Consider the following 22467-nt stretch of genomic DNA (forward strand, 5'->3'; position numbering starts at 1 on the left):
TCACTCCTAACTTTCTACTAAATCTTTTGCAGGGGTCGTCTGCTGTTTGATTATCATTTCATGCTTTTCTGTGAGCTTTGCCTGCTGTTCGATAGTTTTCATGTAGTCTGTTCCGTTTCCCTTATCAATCCTTTTCAGCATTTTCAAGGTCGGTGCTACCTGCCGTTGTACCCACCGCAATGTACGGTCTAAGGTGTAAGGCTCTGGCTTTGTCGTCAGCTTCAAGCTCTGTCTGTTATCGCCGATAAACCACGCCCAGCGGTCATTGAGTTTCCAGTCATTTTTTCGCTTGTCTGCTTCTTCATCAACAAACCGCACATACTGGTTGATGATAGAAAAGGCAGTCTGCTCTGCGTCATAATAGGTCAGCAAATCTCGTACTGCATAATAGGCACGTTCATTTCTAAGCCGTATCTCAAAACGGTTGATAATGTCGGCTTCTTCCAGCGGTGTCCCTAACTTGACGTACTGCTCATAGTCCTTTTCATAGATACAGAAATACACATCTGATTTTAGCGAACCAAGATAAAGGGTGCGTCCCATATATTCTCTGTCGTCCTCTCTATGCTTGATAAGCTCGCCCGACTGATAAAACTTATAACTTCTGGACTTTCCGATATATTCCCGTTTCCTGCATTTTTCCGCAAGCTCTGGAATATCCAAAATACCCGTATGGTCGTTGATAGCAAGGTCGATACGCTTCATCACGCCACCGTCTATGAGTGCGTCCATGAGAAAGTCATACCAACTTCTTTGTTGTGCCAGCAGGTAACTTTCAAACTGTCGGCAACCACGCCCCTTTAACTCTAAAAGGACACCTTTTTCTTCGTCAGCCGACGTATAGATAAAGATGTCCCCTAAAGAATAATGCTCCGTATAACTGTAATGTCCGTAATCTTCATGGAGCATATAATTGATATTCAGTTTTAATATATCTTTGATGATGTGCTGTATATCCAGCGTGGGAAAACGAATTTTCACATAATCAAACAGCATGGTAAGCGGTACTTCTGGATTGAACCTTGCCAGTTCCTTATGCAGAGTTTCCAGAAGTTCCTTTGACGGCTTCATTTTTCCACTTTCTATCTTGTTGAAATATTCCCTTGTGATACCAGAAGCCACCGCCAGCCTGCCTTGTGAGATACCGTAAGCAATCCGTTTCTCCCGTAATTCTTTTATCCGTTGTTCTTCATTCAGAACCATACCCCCAATCTGTAAAGTGTGAAGTTTTTTAAGGCGACTTCACAGCCGATTTTTGCTAGAAAACCATGCCAGAAGCCTTATGTTTCCTATGTTTTTTGTCTATTGTCTATTTGCAAACGTACCCCTCTGTTAGATACCGAGGGGTTTTACCTGCTGGCGTGGCTGACGCCACACCAGCAACGGCTAGTCCGTGCCGTCGCCTTTCGCTTCGCACGTCGCCGTCCCGTCCTGCCTTGCTTGTGCAAGAGAGCTGATAGTCTGTAAAAAATCATGTCCTTTTGGGACTAAAGGCGTGTAAAACTCACTTATGACGCTTGTTCCCACATCACAATAGCCACGCCCCTTGATACGCTTCTGGAAAAACTGCTTTTTCACATCTGAACCAAACAGCATACCGTAACCTAATTCGCTGATACGCCCAAGTCCCACACGGAAATTGAAGTTATCTCTGATACCATCTGAAAAATACTTTGCGTCTGGACGCTGGCAGGCAACAATAAGGAAATAACCTGCTTGTCGCCCTAACATAACGATTTTCTTTAACTGGCTAAGTAAGCTCACGCTTTCTTTTGTCCCCAACATTTCAAAAAACGCTACATATTCATCAAAGATAAGAAAGCAGGGTGGAAGTCCCAGATAGGCGTAGTTTTCGCCCGTCTTATAGTTCGGGTGTTGCTTCATTTCCTCACTTCGCCGTACCATGCCCTCATAAAAGGCATTGACGCAATCAATCATTTCTTCTTTGGTGTGATAGACATTAGGCATGACTGTTCCCAAGTCTGCAAGGTCGCTGTTCTTTGGGTCTAAGATATAAAGGACAGCGTTGGTATGCAGTAAGGCTTCAATGAGCGTCAGCAGAAAATAAGTTTTACCGCCACCAGTCCCACCAGCAATCAAAGCGTGAGGGAGTGCGTCATATTCCCACACAAGATTTTTCATCAGCCTAAGACAGCCGTTTTCTGCCCATACTTCATCAATGGTAATGCGGTTTGCTATCATGTCATAAAGCAGGGTGTATTCAATATAGCCGTCATGTAAGGTCTTGTCGGTCAGCTCGCAATACAAGCCACTTTCCAATTTATCCTCTAACCGTAAAAGCTGGTCTTGATATTTTCCTAACGTGATTTCACAGCGGATATGGAGCAATCCCTTTTCCATTTGATAATAAATCTTTGGAAACCAGACGATTTTTTCCCTTGATCTGCTTTGCAGGTCAGTAAAAAAACCGCTGTCTTGTACGGTATCGGCTTCATACCACTTATTTTCCAGTATCATTCGTGCCAGCTTTTGACGGTGCAATAGCTTCTTGAAACTGTCGTAACAGAAGCGGTAATACAGAAAAGCGACCAATGCACAAACACCAGTCGCTATCAGCACAGTTATGAAGTTGTAAGGGGAAAGCGTCAAGCCGTTTTCTAACAAGCTGAAATGTTCCCAGTCGGTACGCATGAGCTGTTTGATGTTCAGTAGCAGAAGAACCGCCATGAATACAAACAGAAGCGTCCCTATGGAAAAGTGGTAGACAAGGTGCTTGTCGCTGGCTCTGATACGGTGTCCTTTGTTCCAAATCATACGCATAAATCAATCCTTTCTAGGTATGAAAAAAGCAGTCAATCCTAAGACTAACTGCTTAATCAACAATAAAGTGTAAATTTTATTGTTTCTTTTCTTCTTTTTTATCTTTTTTATTTTTTCTATCCCACCAAGTACCTGCTAATGAACAACTTCCGCCCATAACTATAAAGCCAATCATAATAAGCCAAAATTCCATGATTTCTCCTCCCTTTTAATTTGTTAAATGCTGGCAAATAAAAATTACAACAAAACATATAATAAGTGCGATTACACCTGCAATGAATGCAAATATGATTTTTTGATAATTTCTTTTTCCTATTTCTTGTTGTGTTTCATCATGCGTTAATTGCTTTCCGTCAATAAATGCCAAAATTTCTTTATAGGTTTGAATGTCATGGCTCTTTTTGAATTTTTCAATCTTACTTGCCGTATAGAGCGTTATTGCAAACAAGCATAACCAAATAATAATTCCTATATTTCCCTTAATACTAAATAAAGGATAGGCACTTATGGCTACGACTATCAATTCAATTAGGAAAACTACACTTATCACATTAAACTTTTTAATAGTTGCTTTTTCTACAATCTCCCTCATCTCCTTTATATCTTCTTTTATAAAATTATCTAAAGACACATTGAAGATATTAGATAAAGTAATTAAACTTTTAACATCTGGACAACTTTTATTTGTTTCCCAGTTAGAAATTGTTTGTCTTGAAACAAATATTTTAAGAGCCAGTTCTTCTTGAGAAATTTTTTGTTGTTCCCTAAATTTTTTGATTTGTAATCCAATATCCATCTTGAATCTTCTCCTTTATTGTATATGAATATAGCTATTTTGTCTGTCAAAAGCCTTTGACATTGCCATTTTCCCTTGTCAAAATAGTTTTACATGGCTTAAAACAGAACTTTTCAACTAATTATATCGGTTCTATATATAAGTTACAAGAAAAATATGGGCTCACATTTATTTTTTCATCTGTCCTTGCGGTACATGGTTCTGTGGATTGCCTGCGTTCTGATTGCCTTTATTCTTCAACACAATATCCTCTGCCTTTACATACCAGTCCACATCTGCACCCGTATAGGTTTTTCGTGATACCGTATCGGCTACTGGATTGACAAGCTCCACAACTGCATTGTACGGAAATTCCCTTACTGGTACTTCTGGCGGTACAGACACGGGGATAATTCCACCATGCAGACTGCACTTCAAATCATAGATACGCTTTTTAAGCTGGGTACTCGGTGTCCCGTCCTCATTCTGCAAGAATACATCACGCACTGCTGTAAATTTTAATTCTCCAAATGTTTTCTCTTTGTCAATAACAAAACCGTTTGATAATCTCATAATATTTTCACTCCTTTACTTTTCTTCAACTGCTACAATATCATCAGCAAGTAACACATAATCGGTATGTCCCATATCCCCAATTGCGTAACCTCTGCCGTATAATTTCGGATTGACAAGTTTTACTTTCTGTTCATACTTGAAATGCTTTTCGCCAGCCTGCACGGGAATTTCCACGACAACATTTTCGCCTTTCTGCACATCAGAATAAAGGTTGTAGCTTCGTCTGGCTAAGACCCTGCGGTTATTTTTATCTCTTTCAAAGATAGGCTCGCTTTCGCCTGCAAATTCAAGTGTTCCAAAAGACTGTGCCATATCTGGCACGACATATTTCATTTCCATATTGTTTTACCTCGTTTCTTTCTATATTTGATAAGTTTTTGATAGTGATTTCTTATTCTGGCGGTTAGGGAAGTACCAGCAAGTCCCCAGATAGTAAAGGGTAAAATAAATGCTTACGCACCCTTGACTATCCGTGTTCTTGCAGGTAAGTAGCAGACAAGCCAGAATAAGCGGAAGTCTGCCGACACGGTATCGGCGGAGAACGTGATTTTTCTTTTCTCATATCGTTACCGCCTTATGATTTCTTCATTTTACGGCGTTTGCAGAAGAAGATACCTGCCAGTCCAGCACCAGAAGTTAGTAATAATGCAAGCAGTCCGTAAAGGTTCGTGTTATCGCCCGTTTTTGGACTGTCTGTTTTATGCGGTGTATCTGGTGTCTGTGGTGTTTTGGGTTTCTCTGGTTCTTCTGGGACTTCGGGTTTTTCCTTAAAGGTAATCGTCTGTCCCTCGTTGTCAATGTCTTTATGCTCGGTAACTTTCTTCGGCTCGTCTGGATTGCTTAAATCGTACAATTCTTCAAAAGTTACAAGCTGTTTGCCGTCAAGAGAAGTAGCGTCAAAGGTAAAGGCAACTTCCGCTTTCATAGTTTCGCTGTCTGCGGTAAAGGTGTAATCACTTTCCACACGTTTTCCATTGATAAGAAGCTCTGCATTTTCTTCTTTCAACATCTGCCAGCCTACAAGTTTGTACTGTGTGCCGACTTCTAAGCCCTCTAAGGTTATGGTATCAATGATTGTTACCTCTTTTCCAGCTTCAAGCTCTTTGTTGCCGTCCTTATCGGTAGCAGTCGTATGAATTTTGATGATACGCTCTGTGATAAGTACCGTCTGTCCGTCGTCCTCAATGTCTTTATGTTCCGCAACTTTTACGGGTTCTTCTGGATTGCTCAAATCGTATAATTCCTCGAATGTTACCAGATTTTTACCGCCAAGCTCGGACGCATTGAATGTATAAGTAATTTCCACTTTCATAGCTTCATCATCAGCGATAAAGGTATAGTCATTTTCTACACGCTTTCCATTGATAAGAAGCTCGGTGTTTTCTTCCTTTAACATCTGCCAGCCTTTGAGCTGATATTTTGTGCCTTTTGTAAGTCCGTCTAATTTGACGGTATCAACGATTGTTACCTCTTTTCCTGCAAGGATTGTCTTTTCGCCGTCCTTACTGGTCGCTGTGGTATGGATAGAGATTTCTTTTTCGTATTCATCAGTCAAAGTACCTAAATCAATCACAAGGTTATTTCTTGATACCACGATTTCAAAAGGTGGGATAAGCTCAAAGCCTTTGTTACTATCGCAACGCATTTCTTCAATGATGTAGGTATCATAAGGCAACGCCCCTTTGCTGTCGTCTGGTTTAGAAGTTCCAAACCATACACCGTCCTCGCTGGTCTTTCCTGCGTTGGTATTATGCTTATGAGAAGCCCAGTCAGAAGAAGTGGAGAATTGCCCGTTATCATCAGTTACCACAACATGACTTTCGCCCGTTGTCTTGCTTGTGATCCTAAAGGGAACATCAGCAAGACGCTTGTGTGTGCCTGCTCCGATTTTTACGCCCTCAATATCTCCACGCTTAATCTGATTGTAGATAGAATGGGCTTCGTCGGTTAAATCAACGATTTTTCCATTCTCTGTGATTGCAAAATCAATCGGTTTTGCACCGTCTGTCAAATATCCGTTTGGAGCTTCACTCTCAACGATACGGAATTTTCCATAAGGTAAAAGGTCAGCAGACGTAGAAGCGACACCCTCAATGTCTGTATGGATTGTCTTTACCACTTCATTTTTCTTGTATAGCTTGCCCTCAACCAGTACCGCATTATCATTTAAGGAAATGATGTCAAAGGCAGTATCTTTCAAAGTGGCACTTCCTTGTGGTTTTGTATCGCCCGTTTCTAAATCTCGTTTCTGAATTTTCACACCGCCACGGATAACCTTGTCTGATACAGAAAACTGGTTACTTCCAGTCAATACGGCAAGGTCGCCGTCCTCGGTAATCTGTGTTACATATAAGCCCTTAATCTGTTCGGACTTATCGCCAGCCTGCATATATGCACCGTCCAGCAAGTAACCGTTTGGAGCTTTTGTTTCTTCTACGGTTAGTGTTCCAAGTGGAAGAACGGCTTTGCCGTCCTGCATATAGAAACTGTCGCCAGATACCTTGTATGCGTCCGCTAATTTTGTAACATAGTGGATTGTACCGTCGCTGTCTGTTTCGGCGATTGTCTTTGTAACCCATGTTCTTGTAGCTTCGGCAGGGAGATTGTCTTTATTGTAGAAGCCAGTATAATACTTCCATGTAAATTCCGCACCTGCTAAAGAAGCGTTCCCCTGCGGATTGTCTTTCTGTGTTTCCATATCAATCTTGAAGAGTTCAATCAAAGTGTCTGTTACCTTTGGTGTATCTGATACGTTCAAGGTCGCTGTCTTTCCAGCTTCAACCTTTAAGGAATATATATTTGTATCAACCTTATATCCTGCTGGTGCGGATAATTCCTTGATATAGACTGTGTCAGCCGTTACCTCTACGACATCTGTATTTCCGTTTTCATCAGTCGTAAGGGTGGCAAGCTGTTTCGTGCAGTCCTTATCAGCAAAGACACCGTATGTCGCACCAGCGATAGAGTAATTCCCGTTACCGTCTGTAATGCTGGTATTACTGGAAGTCTTTTGAAGTTTCGCATTTCCAACATTGAGTTTCGCCCAGAATTGTCCCAATTCCTGCCCCTCGCCAGAGTAGATATAACCGCCACATTCATAGCGTCCTTTATTCTCTTTGACAAAGGCTTTTGCACCAGCGAAAACTTCGTCCTGCGTTGCCTTTGGAATTTCATCATAAGAAGCTCGCACGTTATCGCATTGCCAGCCAAGATGTACGCTTAATCTCTGCCAGACAACAAGCTGTCTTAAAAGGTAGGCGTGGTTTTTGCTTATTCCGTTGTGGCTGTCTGTGTACTGTTTTACATATTCGATAGATAAGGCAACGTCGCTTATCTGGTCGGCACTCATACGGGTGCTTGCGTCAGCTCTGGTCTTGTAGCCATTCTTAAAGTCTGTGTTAATGTCGATACAGTAAGCGTCCTCGCCCTCAACGGTCAAATGTCCCTCATTAAAGGTAGAACCAATCGAACCGTCATTCATTACTTTTTCAACGATACCGACACGCTCTTTTGACTCCGTCCAGTATTGCTTACTTTCTGCATGAACGGGTGTAGTCGGCAAAGCAGTAACGACAGTTGCAAGAGCTAAGAAGCCCGTACACAATCGTTTTAACATCTTTTTCATAAATCTAATGCTCCTTTCATTTTTGGTAATAAAATAACCGTCCATAATGAACGGCTGAAAATAGAAAAGGAACGTCATTTTAGGCGTTCCATAGTCTATGAGTTATTCAATTTTTCTTGTTTCAATACTGATGTGCTGTACCATATCTTTGCATATCTAGGAAAACTTGCGTATCAAGGCTCATTCAATGGTAGTAAATAAGTAGTAAATTGATGTGTTTGTTTCCTTGAAAATGCTGATAGATACTGTGTTTTAGCGGATAATCAGATTTTTATTGTGTTTTTTTTCAAAAATGTAAAACTTTTTTCAAACTTCACTTGTCTTATAAGTAAAAGACACAGAAAGGAAGGATGAAAATGAAAACGAAAATGAGAGGTTTTGTGGCTTTACTAATGGCTGCGATGATTATGGTGGGGATGATTCCGACGCGCAGCGAGGCAAAGAAGGTTACCTATTATAGGACTAAAAAGGTTTTTCTTCAGACAAAGGAAACCAAAATAGTAAAGACGACAAAGAAAATCAAAAAGGTTGTAGGCGTGAATCAGACACTGAAAGGTGTGGCAAAAGGAAAGAAAATTTCCAGTAAAAAAATCAAGTTTACGCCCGGAAGGGCCAGTGGCAATACGGGACTTGATGAAGAGGATATTATGGTAACGTATACGAATGGCAAAAAGCAGAAATTTATTGTAAAAACCGTAAATCCATATTTAGAGAAGATTGCCCAAAAACTTCGCCCGCTTGTGAAGAACCCGGATGAAGGACTTCGGATTATTGCCCGTGAATATGAGCAGTGTTATCAAACAGGAAAAAAGGATTATTTTGAACATTTAAAAAGCAATCCGCGCGCATATAAGAACATGCTGAAACGTACGGCAAATAAGAAATATACTTATGAATGGACTGCGTTAGAAAACTTTGGCGGCGAGTGTACCGTGGATGACATTATTAAAAAGGCGACGAAGTCACAGAAAATTGCCCTTATTTTAGAAACGTACTGCGACATGAATATGAAGTATAATAAAGATTCAAAGGGCAGACCGGTTCATGGCGAAGGCGGTGTGAAAAACCGATATAAGGCAATTTATCAGGGAACTTATAAAGGTGTCTGCGGGGAATCGTCCGAACGCTTGTATGAAATTTGCGAAGTGATTGGCGTTAAAGCAGGATTGGCGAGCAATCCAAAGGAGAACCATGAATGGCTTTGCATCGCCGCTGTTGACAAAAACGGCAAAAAATACTGGCAGGGGGTTCCGGCAAGCTCTTACGCAAGATGTTTATTGTGGAAAACAAAAGTGGGAACCGATGGATTTGATTGGGAAGTAAGCAAAAAAAGTTATGGAAAAGATATCTTTAATGTAGTAATTCGAAGAACATATGCAGAAGAGTAAGGAGGAAATGAGAAAAATGGAACAGTATGCAGAAGCGGTGGCAAGTGCGCTGGCAGGAAATCAGGAAGGATATGACTTTTTATATCAGAGTACCTATCAGAAAAAGTTTTTCATTGCGAAAAAATATATGGGAAATGACATGGATGCGCAGGATGTTTTACAGGATGCCTATGTGCAGGCATTTACAAAATTAAATACCTTGCAGGACTATCAGAAATTTCCGAATTGGTTTGGAATGATTGTTGCAAATACGGCGAAAAATGCGCTTCAGAAAAAGAAAATGCTGTTCTTCTCCGACCTAGAAGGTGTAAATGAAGAAGGTGAAGCAATGGAATTAAATATTATGGATACCGATGCGAGCCGCCAGCCGGAAATTGCTTACACAGAAAAAGAAACGCAGGAAATGGTTCATGAAATGTTAGATACACTGCCGGATGACCAGAGAATGTGTATTTTGATGTTTCATTTTGAGGGTGCGAGTATTCGTGAAATTGCGGAGGCAATGGAATGTTCGGAAAATACCGTGAAATCCCGTTTGAATTATGGGCGCAAGGTAATTAAAAAGAAATCCGAGGAATTGCAGAAAAAAGGCTACAAACTCTACAGTATGGCACCACTTCCGCTTCTTCTTTTCCTGCTTCGCAAAGAAGAGGAGGCATTTTTACAAAATGCTGGCTTTGTGATTCCATCGGCTGCGTCGGTAATGAATCAGGGAGCAAAGATTGCAAAACAAGCTTCCAAAGGTTTTTTAAAGACTGTTGCAGGAAAAGTTACGATGACAGTTGCCGGTTTGGCTGCAATTGGTAGTATAGGAACCGGTATTTTTCTTGGAGCCAATGCGCGGCAGGAAAAACGGACGGCACCGACGCCAGCTCCGGAGCAGCAAGTCCAAGCAACTGCCACAGAGACTCCGACAGCGACACCGGAACCGACACAGACGCCGGTTCCGATAGCGGATAGATGGCGGGATGCCTATCGGAAAATACTAAGTAAGAAATTGAAAGTGAAGGGCTATACCGAAAACGGAAAAACAGGATATGTATCCGATTACAGCTATTTTCTTTATGATGTAAATGGTGACAACATTCCGGAACTGATTGTAACGTGTTTAGGAATTGATTTTGGAACCGGAAAGTATGGCTATCTTGCCCGTTTTTATTCTTACTCCGAAGAAAAGGGTGCATATGTGGCGGGGGAGGTAGACGAGTTGACGGCACGGACTGAATTTTATTACCGGCCGGGAAAAAAAGGTTTGATTATCGAAAGCGGTATTGTGAATATGGGTGAAATACCGGCACAATATGAGGGCGATATGACTGCCTGTGCGATAAAAAACGGTAAGCTTGTCACAAAAGAAAAATCGTACACGTGTGATGCGGAGGAGACAAATAAAGATAAGTACCGTCCAAAAGGAATAAAGACGATTTCATCGGATTCGATAAAAAACAGAAACGATTTATCCGGACTTAAGGTGGCTTATGAAAAATATAAGGAGGCATAAAGATGAAAGAATAAAGGTGCTATTTATCAGTACCAATATGCAACCAGCAAAAAGTTCAAAAAGGCAAAATCCATCCGCAGTTCTTATTCGACTGCTACTACGATGAACAGGCTGGCGAAGAAAAAGAAATATTATGTAAGAGTTCGCGGGTATGTAACCAATAATGGTAAAAATTATTATGGTGCATGGAGCAAGGTAAAAACTATCCACACTGAAAACAAGAAGAGAAGGGCAGTTCACGAGTATGTGAGCTGCCCTTTTAGAAAAATGCAGGAATTTATTTGCAGAACTGTTTGTCGAAATCCGGGTTGTACGCATAGAAGTTTTTCTTGTTCAAATCATCTTGCAGCAGACGAAGGCTTTCACCAAAGCGCTGGTAGTGCACCAGTTCGCGTTCACGCAGGAAGCGAATCGGATCGCAGACATCCGGGTCTTTTACAAGACGCAGAATGTTGTCATAGGTCAGTCGAGCCTTCTGCTCTGCCGCCATATCTTCGTGCATATCGGCAAGCGGGTCGCCGGTTGACTGAATGCCGGTTGCACTCCAAGGCTCACCGGATGCAGCCTGTGGCCAGATGCCAATCGTGTGGTCGATATAATAAGGGGCAAATCCCTGTTCTTCCAATTCTTTTGCGTTTAAGTTTTTCGTGAGCTGGTGAACAATGGCGCAAATCATTTCCATGTGAGCGAGTTCTTCGGTGCCGATATCCGTAAGCACACCGGCTACTTTTCGGTTTGTGTTGGAATAGCGCTGGGAAAGGTAACGCATGGCAGCGCCTAATTCTCCATCGGGTCCACCGTATAGCTGAGAGTTATAAAAACCAAAAACAACGGAAATACGTTGATTTTGAAACCTGTGTATAAAATAGTGTTTGCTTCATAAGTAGTGAAAAGATGAGTGTAGGATGTAAGAATATTTTTTGATGCTGTAATGATATTTGTTAGGAAGATTTATTGAAATTCTTGACAGATGCTATCTATTTTGCTACTATGTATGTACTCAGTGATCGTGTTGTAGATACCTGTAGGGCCTGCAACCTGTGAAGGCTCCTATGGGAGTTTTCACTTTACTGTGTAGTGTGATGTATGTGGGAAATTATTATTACACAGATAGATAATTGGATGGAGTAAGAGTGTACTCTTTGATTGGATTTATATATTATCATTGATTAGCTCTATTGAAAAATGATAGAATGTATGGTAATATATATAGAGGTAAAGATCAAATGTTTTTTTTGAAAAGGGGATAATTTGGTTATCTATTGTAGTTTCGCACATAGAATAGTGTAAAAAGGAAAGGATGATAACTATGAGAAAGGATATTGAGCATTAAGAAATGGAACAATTGATAAGTGGTGTAGTAAGTGGAGTTATTGCTTCGGTAATTTTTGCAGTTATATTGATTGCAATAAAGCCGAGAATGAAAATCTCTGACAATATATGTATTTCTAAAACAGATGAGGGATTAATCATCGCGAAAATTAAAATTGTAAATTTTAGTAGAAGAATGCTGACCAATATGAAATACACGTTGCATTATTGTGTGGATTATGATGATGGGCTTACTGATATCACGGAGATTGTTCCCAAGAAGAATTTTTTGACAACAGTGGCGGCTTTTTCAAAGAAAAATACGGATTATGCTGTTCGTATATCTTACGAATGGGACAATAAGAAGTATCCTATGGAAGAGAATACTAGGTTTGTGTTTACTTTGCAAGGGACACATCCGTTTTCAAACACATCAAAGTGTATTAAGAGAGAGTATAGGAAAAACGATTTGAAAATTGCTGATTTTGAAACAGGTAAAAGTTGTAAATTTATATTAAGGCATTAAAATTTTAAAAGGCTGAAACAATGAAGTTTCAGCCTTGTTTTATTCTTCAAACTTATAATAAAAACTATACTCATCCTTCTCCTTATCATATTCCATATAGTCTAAAATGGATGCAAGTGCGGTATGCTTTTCCAACGTACTGAGCGTATCGTCCTTTAGTTTCAAGATGATTTCTCTAATATCCACGTGGAACTCTTCGGTTGTCGTGATAACGGCAGCAGTTTCAAGTGTCGCAAGTTTTTCCTTGATGGATTTTACTTCGGCATCTATCAGTTCCCGGTTTTCCCGGTATTCCTCTTTGGTATCGATACCGTCAAGGTATGCTTCTTTTGCACGTTGTTTCCGGATGGCAAGTTTATCAAGCAACTGTTCATATTGTGCAGCATCGTTACCAGACGGTTCTTCGATCTTTTCCACTGTATAGGTAATGTCGCTGTGGCCGTGGTCGACAAACTCCTGCAGGGAATTTAGCAAAGCCTCCTCTGTTTTTGGTGCGCTTGCATTTACGTTTTCGGGGTGGATGCCTTTGGCGTACTTCCAACAGCAAAAGTAAGGATAGGCACGGGGTAATTTCTTGCTGACACCTCTTTGGTAGCACATGGACGCTCCACAGATTGGACATCGAAATAATCCACCGGATAAATAATGCGGTAAAAGGGTTTTGCTTCGTCTGCGTCCGGTAGAACCGGGTGTGTATTTTTTTATCCGTTTGCTTATGATGTCCCATTCTTCGTTGGTGCAGAGTGGTTCGTGCTGGCCATCTGATACAATGACATCCTCGGGTGAATTTTCGTAATATCCACCGTGGCTTGAACGGTTCCAGCGGATTTTCCCGATGTAAAATGGGTTCCTTAAAATATAAATGACAACTCGTGCTTCAAAACGATTCCCCTGACGGGTGCGGTAGCCTTGGTCGTTAAGCGTACGTGCTATCGTTGTAGGATTGTATTCGTCCTGGATAAAATACTTTTTGATAAGACGATATATCTTTGCTTCTGGTTCGTATATTGCGGGCACGGTATCGCCCTTTTCACGCCGGTACCCTAGAGGTGGAGCACTTTGGTAGCCTCCCTTTTTTGCTTTTTCCTTCATACCACGCTTTACTTCCCCAGACAATCGAATTGAGTAGTATTCATCCATCCATTCGATGATGCGCTCAATTAATGGTGCAAACGGTCCATCCGGCAAAGGCTCACTGATTGATACTACCTGCACATTGTTTTTCCGGAGGAGCGATTTGTAAACAATACTTTCTTCTTGGTTTCTGGCAAATCGAGAGAACTTCCATGCAAGGATGTAGTCCGGATGATCCTTTTCTTTTGCGAGGGCAATCATATTCTGAAAGGCGGTTCGGTTTTCTGCTTTCTTTCCGGAAATTCCGTTGTCTTGAAACCATTGTGTAATCAGAATATTGTGCTGCTTCGCCCACTTTTGGAGTTCGTGTTTTTGTGCTTCCGGGGAAATTTCTTCCTGCATGTGAGTAGAAACTCGTATGTATCCGAACGCTGTTTTCAAAGATTCATTTTGGTTCATAGAATCACCCTTTCTTAAAAAAGGGTATAAAAATACCCTGGTATTTGCAATTTACTACCAGAGCTGATATAATATGATTGCTTTTGTGGTTATATCAGCAATGGTATATCCATTTCCCTCCTGTTGGCGCAGGGGGGATTTTTTTGTTGTATGAAATAGTTTATGCTACGGGCTGCATACCATGCAAGGGCGTAGATTCCGACTAAGAGCTTCGGATAATGGTACCTCGCTGAAACTGCCACGTCCATGCGCATATTTATGATAACACTCGCCGGTAGGAGTAACAAAAACTGTTTTTTCTTGTGGCGTAGGAGAAACATAAGGTGTTGCCGTTAAATATTCTGTGGGAGTTGGTGAATTCGATTCCACAGTATATTTAGAGGTATTATCTGGAGTTGGGGTTAATAAAGAATTTCCAAATCCAAAACACATTATTAGTATAAATATAACTATAAAAACAGGTCGTAAGTATATGCTGAAAAACTCAGAAAAGAAGTTAGGATATTCTTCTTTTCTTGAATTATGAACACTTTCCTTGTATTTATCAAAAAGTGATTGTGGTTCTTTATTGTCATTATCCATAGTAAAACCTCCCGATTATATTTCTTTGTAGCATACTTAATAAAGTATAAGTTACTGAAATAAGATGCTAGTTACAAAAAGTGTGAAAATCAAAGAAATGACAATTCCACCTATTGTTTTAGACAACCTAGAACGATTAAGTTTAAAATGTTCATGGAGTCTATGAATGTATTCCTTGTATAACATGGTGACACAATAATCTTCATGGCAAAAGTCATATTCATTGTAGGAAAGCGGATTGTTAATCAGTTGCCTATATATTTCTGGTAAGTAATCATATAATTCATCATAACGATGTGAGGAACGTAAATGGTCTGTTATTACATCGGCAATAATGAGTATGAAAATAGTAACAATGATAACACCAATTACTAGTATAACGCGACAAAATGCACTAATTGAGTCTAAGTGTTTTATTGAAAAATTGGGCAATCCGGTTAAAACAAGGAAACAGAAAAACCAGGGAAGTCCTCTTACATTATTTATAAATTCAGTTTGCGAATTTAGTTCATCGTGTAAGGCTTCAACACAACCAGTTAATTTTGAAAAATAATTAAGTCCCTTAAGTTGGTCATAGGTACAAGCCCCATTATGATATGTACCCTTGCTTGAAAGTGATTCAGGAAGTGATAATTCGGAAAGCGATTTGGGGTTTTCACAGTTGCCTTGAAAATACAACAAAGCAATGAAGAAAACAAAAATTTCACTTATACCAATTATAGTCAGAAATATAAACATAATAAATCACCTTTCTTGTAGTTTAGCGTTTCTGTTTACCTTTAATTATTATATCACCTCATATGGGTGTAAACCTCAATCATATCGGCGGAAGCACAATTATCAAAATCGTGTTCTTCAATATGTTGTAGTGCATGAGCATAGGCTTCTAGATGTGTTTCATGTGAATGGCTTGCATTCAGAACGATAGTGCTTGGTTTGACATTATTTTCCGTATACAGTATAATATTAAAAAAACTGGAGGGTTAATAATGAAAAAAATCAATCAATTTGTTGCATTTGTAATGGTTTTGGCACTAGTACTAATTCCTACTGAAATTTCAGCTCATTCAGGAAGAACAGATGGTGCAGGTGGTCATCATGACTATAACAATGTAAGTGGTTTAGGAAGTTATCATTATCATCACGGATATGGTCCACATTTGCATCCAAATGGTGTATGCCCATATGAAACACCAACTGTAACTGTTAAAAAACGAGTTATAAACAAAACATTGAAAAAGGCTCAAAGGAGATTGAATAAACTCGGTTACAACTGTGGTGCCCCAGATGGTATTATGGGTTCAAAAACTAGAAAAGCAATAAAAAGGTTCCAAAGGAAGAAACATCTAAAAGTAACTGGTAAATTAAACAAAGCTACTAAAAGAAAACTTAAATTACTAAGTTAACCCCTTTTTACCTCCTGTTAAACAGGGGGTGCATTGCTTTTGAAATTTTTGCTACAGTATTCAAAAATAACAGTGAAAGCCCAACTAGTTTTTTTTAGTTGGGTTTTGCATTAGGTGGTTCTAGTACTTCTGTCTGTTCTCAATTACTTTCCCAATCACTTTGACTGGCTTTTCTAATATTTCATCATTCGTAAAATATAACGGCTCGTAAGCTGGATTAGTTGGCATAAGTCGAATTCCATCTTCGTATTTTAATAATCGTTTGATAGTTGCATTATCACCATTGACCATAACAATGGCAATTTCACCGCTTTCTACATCGTCTTGTTTCCTGACAATTACAATATCACCTTCGCAAATACGTGGTTCCATTGATGAGCCTTTTACTTGTAGAGCAAAGTATTCACCTTTTGCAGCAGTGGCGGCATCTATTTCTTCGTAATCTATAATATCCTGTATTGCTTCAATTGGAATACCGGCAGGGACGGAACCGAGAACAGGGATTGTAGTTGACTGTTTGGGGGAGCTCTCGTATCCTTCGTCCCAACCCATCAGATAAGCAGGGGAAGTGTCGAGAGCTTCTGCAACTAACAAGATTTTATCTCGCTTCATATTGGCAATCATTCCGTTTTCCCATTTTCGTACAGTACTTTTCCCTACTCCAACAAGGTTACCAAGTTCTTCGAGCGTAAACCCTTTTTGTAGTCTAAGTTGATTTATTTTTTGCCCCATGCTCATATGTATCACCTCTGCTGTAATTTTGTATGATTTATTATAATATATAAGTGTCATTTTTGCAACAAAATTCGCGCAAAAAAAGAAAAAGTGTCCTAAATGACAAAAAACATGTTGACAACAGAAAATAGTCGTGTTACTGTATAAGTGTCCTAAAGGACACGATGGAGGTGAATATGATGAATAAATATAAATTAGAGTATGAAATGAAATCAAGAGGTATATCGGTGGAGGAATTGTGCAATGCAATTGGCATAAGTAGGTCTGCATACTATAGAAAGTGCAATGGAACATCAGAGTTTACTCAAAGCGAAATTCAGAAAATTGTTGAGTATGTTGGATTGGATTCGCCAATGGGAATTTTTTTTGAAACAAAAGTGTCATAAAAGACACTGCGTAAAAGAGATTCCTATGAAAAAGCAAATCAATCAGTACGAGGTAATACTCTAGGGTCCAAAATAAAGAAGCCTGCTGCAGTTCGTGAATATGGCTGAGTACAATCTGCGTTTCATTGGACCCTAAAGTATTACCTCGGCAGAACGATGATAACACAAAATAAATAAGAAGCATACATTAAATTGAGGTGATGAGGTCAATGAAAATAAATAATTATGTGAAAATCCGTGGTACTTATGTGCCTACATCGAGCCTTACGAAAGAGGAGTGGCTGGAGGTATCCGGTACCATATTGGACCGTTTCGCCGGGAAACTGGGATATAAACGGGAGGAAAAAGTGGGCGCTGATTTGGTAGGAAGCTAATCCGGTTCGAGCCCGGCAGTGCCATTTTGCCCATTCGGCGGGCGAACTCAAGACAAGTGACCTTTCCGGTGATTAGGTGGTCCGTAAATGTGAAATCTGCCGGAGTAGCGGACAAGCTGTCACGTACCCGGCACCGCTACTAAGGAATGTTAGCTCAATGGTCAGAGCACCCGGCTCATAACCGGGCGGTTCAGGGTTCAAGTCCCTGACATTCCACTAATGCGCATTACAAAGATGGAGGTGAGAAAGGTGAAAAAACAAAAGAGCGTTATATGCTTCATTACAATTATCGCCCTAGTTATATGTATTATGACTGCGTGTGCGGTAAGAGATTTACATATACAGGAAACCGTATTGTTTTTGGTTTCTGCTGTATGGGTAGTATTGTTTACGGTTGCTAATTGGAAGAAATTATGGAAGTGAGGAATTTGAGTATGTTTGAAAATCTTTTACAAAAAGTGATAGAACTGAATGAAATGCCGGGAGTGGATGTTTACTTATGTGTCAATGGAGAGACACAGGTAATGGCATTGTCGGTAATGCAAAATAAGACTCTTGTATATCAAAACAGATTCTTTTTTTCGAGACTGGATAACAAGGTAAAGGAAGTAACGGAGCATTTGGAAAAAATGCTGGAGGTAGCAGGATGTGGAAAGAATATTACACCGACGGTGTGACGAAGCGGACGGATTCGCTTTATATATGTTCCTGTTCTTGTGGTAAGTGTTATTGGAGCTGCACTTATCAAAAACAGTGCTCTGAATGTGGACGGGACCTAATATCATGTGAACCGGCAAGTAAAAAAAGAACGGCCAAATAAATGACCGCTCAAAGTTGTACAGATACAACTAAAACACACTATTTAGTATATCATGTATGGCTTTGAAAAGCAAGAAAAACGGACAAGGAAGCCGTTTTTTCTAACTCGATAAGGGTATTATTTCTAGCGTAAAGGAAGATTGTTTATGCCATACATAGAGAAAGTGACAAGAGCAGGACGAACTGTTTTGTACGAGAGGAGTTACTCTTCACATATACATCCACCTGGTGCTACCCGGTCGGAAAAGATGAAGGACACCAGGGAATCACAGAAAAAAATAAATTTAAGAAAAGCCATTACGGAATTAACAATTCTAATGAATGCCAATTTCGTGCCTGGTGATTATCACATAACGCTGACTTATGAAAGAGATAAACGAGCAGAGACGGTGGAAGAGGCGAAGAGGGACAGAAAGATATTTCTTGACCGTTTGCGTCGGCGTATGAAAAAAGAAAAAGAGATATGCAAATACATAGTGGTAACGGAAGTTGGAGTTCGTGGTGCACTGCATCATCATATGGTGATGAATCAGGTGCCGGTAGAGTGGATTCGGCAAGCGTGGAAACATGGACGTATTGATATACGACCATTAGATGATACGGGGCAGTATTCGAAATTGGCAGAGTATTTTGCCAAATATACCATTCGCTTCAGAGAACTTGGAGGGAAAGGTCGAGCCTGGACAAGAAGCAAAAATCTTTTTCGACCGGAGACAAAAAAGAAAATAGTAAAAAACAGAGGATATTTTCGGGAGGAGCCGGGTACAAGAAAAGGTTATTGGCTAGATAAGCGAACAGTGTGTTCGGGTATATCAGAACTGACCGGCTGGAACTTCCTACGATATATTCTGGTTAAGAATGATGGAAGGAGGGGGTCGCCATCATGAGAGTAGATATTTATATAACATCCCAGTTTACCGGGAGAGTAACGAGAGGACATGGAGTTTATGGAATTGTTCTTGTTACGGAAATAAATGGAAAAAAATATGCGAAAGCTCATATGGCAGGATGGAATGATATTTCATACCAAAAATTGAGTGCAAGGGCAGTAGTGGATGCCATACAGTGTATGAACACGTCCGCACAGGTAGTAATTCATTTGGACAATGCGTATGCCGAACATATGGCAAAAAAAGGAAGTGCTGATGGAAACGCATACAGTGAACTTTGGTCAACATTTTATAAAAAATCAAAAGAGATGGAACAAGTCAAAGTAGAACGGTGTTCAAAACATGAGTATACGGAGTATTTGCATCAGAGAATGAGAGAAAGACAGTATACAGTAATGGAGGACCGATAAGGAGGAATAAAGATGGCAAAGTCAATTATGCAAATGGATTGGGACACATGTTACTTGTGTGGAAGAAATCGGATAGCGGATCCATGTGGCTTGGAAGAACATCACGTGTTTGGTGGAGCAAATCGAAAGTTCTCGGAAAAGTATGGACTTAAAATTCATATTTGTGGAGAGCGTTGCCACAGAAACGGAAAGGATGCCGTTCATAAAAATAAAACGGTTGATATGGCAATCAAGGCAGCAGGGCAGAAGATATTTGAATCTGAATGTGGGTCCCATGATGATTTCATGAGGATTTTCGGAAAAAACTATATATGACACCTCTGGTTTGTTAAATATCACGGACAAGCAAGCCATGTTAAAACCTCCCGGTTATAAGCCGGGAGGATAAAGGAGAGCATGAATGAAAGAAGATATAAAAAGGGCAGTTATTGAGTTATTAAAAGATTTGATTCGATGGATAGGAGATGATTAAGTGAAGACAAATCACAAGGAACGCAAACAAAAAGAAGGAGTGCTTTTTCAACGCGATTTGCAACCACAACGTATGAATTTAACGGAAGGTGATGTGGTGTATGTGTATAAGCCGGCGCCTTTGGGAGAAAGAGAAGATGGACGGGAAAAAAGAGTGCCGGTCAGAATCTTAAAGCTATATAGAAATCATGCACTGTGCAAAGTGGGAAGTGTACGTGAATCCTTCACGTATGCAGAAATTGCACAAGGAATGTTGGAAAAAAGTAATTAGTGGAAAGGATGAGACAATGCAGAACAGAAAAGAAATTGTAATGATAAACGTAGCTAACATTTACCCGCATCCGGATAATCCGAGAAAAGATGTCGGGGATGTAACGGAACTTGCAGAATCAATCAAGAAGCAGGGCGTTATGCAGAATTTGACCGTAATTCCTCTGCCAGCTTTGACAGAAGAACCGGAGGAACAGCCGGACGCTGATACAGAATCTTTATCCAGTGATTTTCATGTAATAATCGGACATAGGCGATTGGCAGCAGCCAAACTGGCAGGTATAGAGACGGTTCCTTGCAAGATTGTTAGCAAGATATCCAAAAAAGAGCAGGTTTCCATTATGCTGGAAGAAAATATGCAGCGTGAAGACCTGACAGTGTGGGAGCAGGCGCAGGGATTTCAGATGATGCTTGATTTGGGCGAGACAGAAGACACGATTGCGGATAAGACTGGTTTTAGCAAAACGACAATTAAACATCGGCTGAACATTGCTAAACTGGATCAGGACGAGCTGAAAAATAAAGAGCAGGATAAGAATTTTCAACTGTCCCTGAAAGACCTTTACGAACTGGAACGTATTAAGGATGTGGAAGAACGGAATAAGATTCTCCGTGAAGCCACGGACAATCGCAATTTAGTTGCCAAAGTTCGGTCATACATACGAGAAAAAGAGAGACAGAAGAAAACGGATGCCATAGTTAAAATGCTGAAAGAACTGGGTGTGGTTGAGGCTCCTAAACAGTATGCGAGAGAACAATACGGAAACAAATGGGAGAAGGTAAAGAGTTTCCGAATAAATGACGAGGTGCCGGAGAGTATCCGGTTAAAAAATAAGAAGGATGAAAAACTTTATTATTACGATGTCGGCTATGAAGTTAGGATTGTTAGGAAGAAAAAGGCAGTGAAGAAAAAACTGACACCGGCAGAACAGAAGGAAAAAGAGAAAAAAGAAAATAGGAAATACATGAAAGATGTTCTGAAAAAGTTAGATGAACGCCGCAGGCTCTTTGTGATGGATATTGTTGAGGGAAGAATTGCTCCGATAAAGGATGAGGAAAAGGTGAAGGATGCATTGTGGAGTGCGCTTGTGTTGAATCAGTCGTGTCTTTATCCGTCACGGCTTAGCTACTTCTTTGCCGGGAAACCGCTTTATGAATGCACAGAGGAGGAAAAAAAGGAAGTATCCGAAAAAGTGACTAAATTGACCATACTCCATCAGATGTTAGTGCTGCTCAATGCAGCGATGGATGGAACTGAGTTGATTAAATATGACGGAACCTATAAAAAAGAAAACGGTCAAGCTCTAATGGATGGCTATAAGGTACTTCGGTTGTATGGCTGGTCGTTTGAGGATGAGGAGGAAGAAAAGGTGGTTGACGGAAGTCACGAGTTTTATGAGGAGGAAAGCGGCACATGAAAGAATCATGGAAGGACATTCCCGGTTATGATGGAAAGTATCAAGCGGATACAGAGGGAAATATCCGGCGGGTGTATCCATCAGGAAAAACACGATTGCTAAGACCATATCACAAGCATATGAGTGGAAGCCAAAGGATGATTGTTAAATTAACCAGGGATGGAAAGAGCAGAGAAGAAATTGTGATGCAGTTGATTGCGAAAACATTTCTAGGAGTTCCGCCGCTGGGACATGTGGCATACCACAAAAACGGATGTCAATATGAAAACCATATACAGAATATTTCATACATAAGCAAACGTGAACTGGGAAAACGCACGGGGGCAAAGAGCCGCCGACAACCAGTTGCAAAAATAGATTGTAATGGTGAAGTGGTAGAAGTGTACTCGTCAGCGCGGGAAGCGGCAAGAAAGAATTACATGAGTTATCAAACGATTATAGACCGCTGTAATCGAAAATGTAAGAGTACATTTGCTCCAGATGGCTATGCGTATGCATGGGATGATAAAGAAATAAGCATGCGATATGCATTGCGAAAAATTGAGATTGAGGATGGCTATATGCCAAAGGCACCTGATGTGGAACCGGAGTGGTAAAGTAAAAGGTTACACGATAACGAATTTTGTTCGTTACCGTGTCAGACTGTAGACAAAGTCCACGACAAATGTCGTGGATTTTTCTCGTATTAAA

24 protein-coding genes, 1 tRNA gene and 1 pseudogene are annotated in these 22467 nt (G+C 40.3%); 15 read left to right on the forward strand and 11 right to left on the reverse strand.

What is annotated here, in order from left to right:
• Positions 1–6 precede the first annotated feature (6 nt).
• The 6 genes from mobT to DW019_RS12500 form a co-directional block, all read right to left on the reverse strand.
• A complete protein-coding gene (mobT, locus tag DW019_RS12465) occupies positions 7–1203 on the reverse strand; it encodes a MobT family relaxase (protein WP_003062030.1) in 1197 nt (398 codons plus the stop codon).
• A gap of 183 nt (positions 1204–1386) precedes the next feature.
• Positions 1387–2781 (reverse strand): FtsK/SpoIIIE domain-containing protein, encoded by a 1395-nt coding sequence (locus tag DW019_RS12475; RefSeq protein WP_003062524.1) that lies wholly within the window; start codon positions 2779–2781, stop codon positions 1387–1389.
• Between the two features lie 208 nt (positions 2782–2989).
• On the reverse strand, positions 2990–3577 hold the full coding sequence (locus tag DW019_RS12480; RefSeq protein ID WP_003061262.1) for a helix-turn-helix transcriptional regulator: 588 nt from the start codon (positions 3575–3577) through the stop codon (positions 2990–2992).
• 168 nt (positions 3578–3745) lie between these two features.
• Positions 3746–4129, reverse strand: a complete 384-nt coding sequence (locus DW019_RS12485) for a YdcP family protein (RefSeq protein ID WP_003062614.1) — start codon at positions 4127–4129, stop codon at positions 3746–3748.
• Positions 4130–4144: 15 nt separating this feature from the next.
• Positions 4145–4471, reverse strand: coding sequence for a YdcP family protein (locus DW019_RS12490; protein WP_003059926.1), 327 nt, complete (start codon positions 4469–4471; stop codon positions 4145–4147).
• A 235-nt stretch (positions 4472–4706) separates the two neighbouring features.
• The gene (locus DW019_RS12500) at positions 4707–7757 is read right to left on the reverse strand and encodes an SrtB-anchored collagen-binding adhesin (protein WP_003060618.1); all 3051 of its coding nucleotides are present in this window, start codon (positions 7755–7757) and stop codon (positions 4707–4709) included.
• A 356-nt stretch (positions 7758–8113) separates the two neighbouring features.
• Here DW019_RS12500 and DW019_RS12505 point away from each other — a divergent pair, with 356 nt between their 5' ends.
• Positions 8114–9145, forward strand: coding sequence for a hypothetical protein (locus tag DW019_RS12505; RefSeq protein ID WP_118443700.1), 1032 nt, complete (start codon positions 8114–8116; stop codon positions 9143–9145).
• A gap of 16 nt (positions 9146–9161) precedes the next feature.
• Positions 9162–10646: an RNA polymerase sigma factor gene (locus DW019_RS12510; protein WP_182431133.1), complete on the forward strand. Its 1485-nt coding sequence runs from the start codon at positions 9162–9164 to the stop codon at positions 10644–10646.
• Positions 10647–10923: 277 nt separating this feature from the next.
• Here the strand turns inward: DW019_RS12510 and DW019_RS12515 are convergent.
• Positions 10924–11448 (reverse strand): annotated as a pseudogene (locus tag DW019_RS12515) (manganese catalase family protein); the annotation flags it as partial.
• Between the two features lie 534 nt (positions 11449–11982).
• Between DW019_RS12515 and DW019_RS12520 the strand changes: the two are divergent.
• Positions 11983–12483, forward strand: coding sequence for a hypothetical protein (locus DW019_RS12520; RefSeq protein ID WP_118443706.1), 501 nt, complete (start codon positions 11983–11985; stop codon positions 12481–12483).
• 39 nt (positions 12484–12522) lie between these two features.
• Here the strand turns inward: DW019_RS12520 and DW019_RS12525 are convergent, their stop codons facing one another.
• The 3 genes from DW019_RS12525 to DW019_RS12535 form a co-directional block, all read right to left on the reverse strand.
• Positions 12523–14016, reverse strand: a complete 1494-nt coding sequence (locus DW019_RS12525; protein ID WP_118443708.1) for a recombinase family protein — start codon at positions 14014–14016, stop codon at positions 12523–12525.
• A 165-nt stretch (positions 14017–14181) separates the two neighbouring features.
• Positions 14182–14598, reverse strand: coding sequence for a hypothetical protein (locus DW019_RS12530; RefSeq protein WP_118443710.1), 417 nt, complete (start codon positions 14596–14598; stop codon positions 14182–14184).
• A 51-nt stretch (positions 14599–14649) separates the two neighbouring features.
• Complete coding sequence (locus DW019_RS12535; RefSeq protein ID WP_118443712.1) at positions 14650–15336, reverse strand: hypothetical protein; 687 nt, start codon at positions 15334–15336, stop codon at positions 14650–14652.
• Positions 15337–15587: 251 nt separating this feature from the next.
• On the opposite strand from DW019_RS12535, the gene DW019_RS15770 reads away from it, so the two are divergent.
• Positions 15588–16004 (forward strand): peptidoglycan-binding protein, encoded by a 417-nt coding sequence (locus DW019_RS15770; protein ID WP_182431134.1) that lies wholly within the window; start codon positions 15588–15590, stop codon positions 16002–16004.
• Between the two features lie 120 nt (positions 16005–16124).
• Here DW019_RS15770 and DW019_RS12545 read toward each other — a convergent pair whose 3' ends face one another.
• The gene (locus DW019_RS12545) at positions 16125–16742 is read right to left on the reverse strand and encodes a LexA family transcriptional regulator (protein WP_118443714.1); all 618 of its coding nucleotides are present in this window, start codon (positions 16740–16742) and stop codon (positions 16125–16127) included.
• 173 nt (positions 16743–16915) lie between these two features.
• Here DW019_RS12545 and DW019_RS12550 point away from each other — a divergent pair, with 173 nt between their 5' ends.
• The 11 genes from DW019_RS12550 (at position 16916) to DW019_RS12590 (ending at position 22373) form a co-directional block, all read left to right on the forward strand.
• Positions 16916–17125 carry a helix-turn-helix transcriptional regulator gene (locus tag DW019_RS12550; protein ID WP_243024159.1) on the forward strand — a complete coding sequence of 70 codons (210 nt, stop codon included), beginning with the start codon at positions 16916–16918 and terminating at the stop codon, positions 17123–17125.
• A 209-nt stretch (positions 17126–17334) separates the two neighbouring features.
• Positions 17335–17499 carry a hypothetical protein gene (locus DW019_RS15180; RefSeq protein WP_181975008.1) on the forward strand — a complete coding sequence of 55 codons (165 nt, stop codon included), beginning with the start codon at positions 17335–17337 and terminating at the stop codon, positions 17497–17499.
• Positions 17500–17642: 143 nt separating this feature from the next.
• Positions 17643–17715 (forward strand) — tRNA-Ile (locus DW019_RS12555).
• Positions 17716–17748: 33 nt separating this feature from the next.
• Entirely contained in the window at positions 17749–17922 is a 174-nt protein-coding gene (locus DW019_RS15185) for a hypothetical protein (protein ID WP_182431135.1), read from the forward strand.
• Positions 17913–18176: a hypothetical protein gene (locus DW019_RS12560; RefSeq protein WP_118443718.1), complete on the forward strand. Its 264-nt coding sequence runs from the start codon at positions 17913–17915 to the stop codon at positions 18174–18176. The genes DW019_RS15185 and DW019_RS12560 overlap by 10 nt, the downstream gene beginning before the upstream one ends.
• Before the next feature lie 288 nt (positions 18177–18464).
• A complete protein-coding gene (locus DW019_RS12565) occupies positions 18465–19205 on the forward strand; it encodes a hypothetical protein (RefSeq protein ID WP_118443720.1) in 741 nt (246 codons plus the stop codon).
• On the forward strand, positions 19202–19618 hold the full coding sequence (locus DW019_RS12570) for a hypothetical protein (RefSeq protein ID WP_022377209.1): 417 nt from the start codon (positions 19202–19204) through the stop codon (positions 19616–19618). The genes DW019_RS12565 and DW019_RS12570 overlap by 4 nt, the downstream gene beginning before the upstream one ends.
• Before the next feature lie 12 nt (positions 19619–19630).
• Positions 19631–19933, forward strand: coding sequence for a hypothetical protein (locus DW019_RS12575; protein WP_117479085.1), 303 nt, complete (start codon positions 19631–19633; stop codon positions 19931–19933).
• Between the two features lie 157 nt (positions 19934–20090).
• Positions 20091–20360: a hypothetical protein gene (locus DW019_RS12580; protein ID WP_118443722.1), complete on the forward strand. Its 270-nt coding sequence runs from the start codon at positions 20091–20093 to the stop codon at positions 20358–20360.
• 16 nt (positions 20361–20376) lie between these two features.
• Entirely contained in the window at positions 20377–21777 is a 1401-nt protein-coding gene (locus DW019_RS12585) for a ParB/RepB/Spo0J family partition protein (protein ID WP_243024160.1), read from the forward strand.
• Positions 21774–22373, forward strand: coding sequence for an NUMOD4 domain-containing protein (locus tag DW019_RS12590; RefSeq protein ID WP_118443723.1), 600 nt, complete (start codon positions 21774–21776; stop codon positions 22371–22373). Before DW019_RS12585 ends, DW019_RS12590 begins: the two co-directional genes overlap by 4 nt.
• The last annotated feature ends 94 nt before the right edge of the window (positions 22374–22467 follow it).

The organism is Clostridium sp. AF37-5 (genome assembly GCF_003477605.1).
Taxonomy (GTDB): Bacteria; Bacillota; Clostridia; order Lachnospirales; family Lachnospiraceae; genus Eubacterium_F.

What these genes read in the sequence shown, in the direction of transcription:
- mobT (WP_003062030.1), bottom strand. Translation starts at nt 1,203, where the DNA reads ATGGTTCTGAATGAAGAACAACGGATAAAAGAATTACGGGAGAAACGG.
- DW019_RS12475 (WP_003062524.1), bottom strand. Translation starts at nt 2,781, where the DNA reads ATGCGTATGATTTGGAACAAAGGACACCGTATCAGAGCCAGCGACAAG.
- DW019_RS12480 (WP_003061262.1), bottom strand. Translation starts at nt 3,577, where the DNA reads ATGGATATTGGATTACAAATCAAAAAATTTAGGGAACAACAAAAAATT.
- DW019_RS12485 (WP_003062614.1), bottom strand. Translation starts at nt 4,129, where the DNA reads ATGAGATTATCAAACGGTTTTGTTATTGACAAAGAGAAAACATTTGGA.
- DW019_RS12490 (WP_003059926.1), bottom strand. Translation starts at nt 4,471, where the DNA reads ATGGAAATGAAATATGTCGTGCCAGATATGGCACAGTCTTTTGGAACA.
- DW019_RS12500 (WP_003060618.1), bottom strand. Translation starts at nt 7,757, where the DNA reads ATGAAAAAGATGTTAAAACGATTGTGTACGGGCTTCTTAGCTCTTGCA.
- DW019_RS12505 (WP_118443700.1), top strand. Translation starts at nt 8,114, where the DNA reads ATGAAAACGAAAATGAGAGGTTTTGTGGCTTTACTAATGGCTGCGATG.
- DW019_RS12510 (WP_182431133.1), top strand. Translation starts at nt 9,162, where the DNA reads ATGGAACAGTATGCAGAAGCGGTGGCAAGTGCGCTGGCAGGAAATCAG.
- DW019_RS12520 (WP_118443706.1), top strand. Translation starts at nt 11,983, where the DNA reads ATGGAACAATTGATAAGTGGTGTAGTAAGTGGAGTTATTGCTTCGGTA.
- DW019_RS12525 (WP_118443708.1), bottom strand. Translation starts at nt 14,016, where the DNA reads ATGAACCAAAATGAATCTTTGAAAACAGCGTTCGGATACATACGAGTT.
- DW019_RS12530 (WP_118443710.1), bottom strand. Translation starts at nt 14,598, where the DNA reads ATGGATAATGACAATAAAGAACCACAATCACTTTTTGATAAATACAAG.
- DW019_RS12535 (WP_118443712.1), bottom strand. Translation starts at nt 15,336, where the DNA reads ATGTTTATATTTCTGACTATAATTGGTATAAGTGAAATTTTTGTTTTC.
- DW019_RS15770 (WP_182431134.1), top strand. Translation starts at nt 15,588, where the DNA reads ATGAAAAAAATCAATCAATTTGTTGCATTTGTAATGGTTTTGGCACTA.
- DW019_RS12545 (WP_118443714.1), bottom strand. Translation starts at nt 16,742, where the DNA reads ATGAGCATGGGGCAAAAAATAAATCAACTTAGACTACAAAAAGGGTTT.
- DW019_RS12550 (WP_243024159.1), top strand. Translation starts at nt 16,916, where the DNA reads ATGATGAATAAATATAAATTAGAGTATGAAATGAAATCAAGAGGTATA.
- DW019_RS15180 (WP_181975008.1), top strand. Translation starts at nt 17,335, where the DNA reads ATGAAAATAAATAATTATGTGAAAATCCGTGGTACTTATGTGCCTACA.
- DW019_RS12560 (WP_118443718.1), top strand. Translation starts at nt 17,913, where the DNA reads ATGGAAGTGAGGAATTTGAGTATGTTTGAAAATCTTTTACAAAAAGTG.
- DW019_RS12565 (WP_118443720.1), top strand. Translation starts at nt 18,465, where the DNA reads ATGCCATACATAGAGAAAGTGACAAGAGCAGGACGAACTGTTTTGTAC.
- DW019_RS12570 (WP_022377209.1), top strand. Translation starts at nt 19,202, where the DNA reads ATGAGAGTAGATATTTATATAACATCCCAGTTTACCGGGAGAGTAACG.
- DW019_RS12575 (WP_117479085.1), top strand. Translation starts at nt 19,631, where the DNA reads ATGGCAAAGTCAATTATGCAAATGGATTGGGACACATGTTACTTGTGT.
- DW019_RS12585 (WP_243024160.1), top strand. Translation starts at nt 20,377, where the DNA reads ATGCAGAACAGAAAAGAAATTGTAATGATAAACGTAGCTAACATTTAC.
- DW019_RS12590 (WP_118443723.1), top strand. Translation starts at nt 21,774, where the DNA reads ATGAAAGAATCATGGAAGGACATTCCCGGTTATGATGGAAAGTATCAA.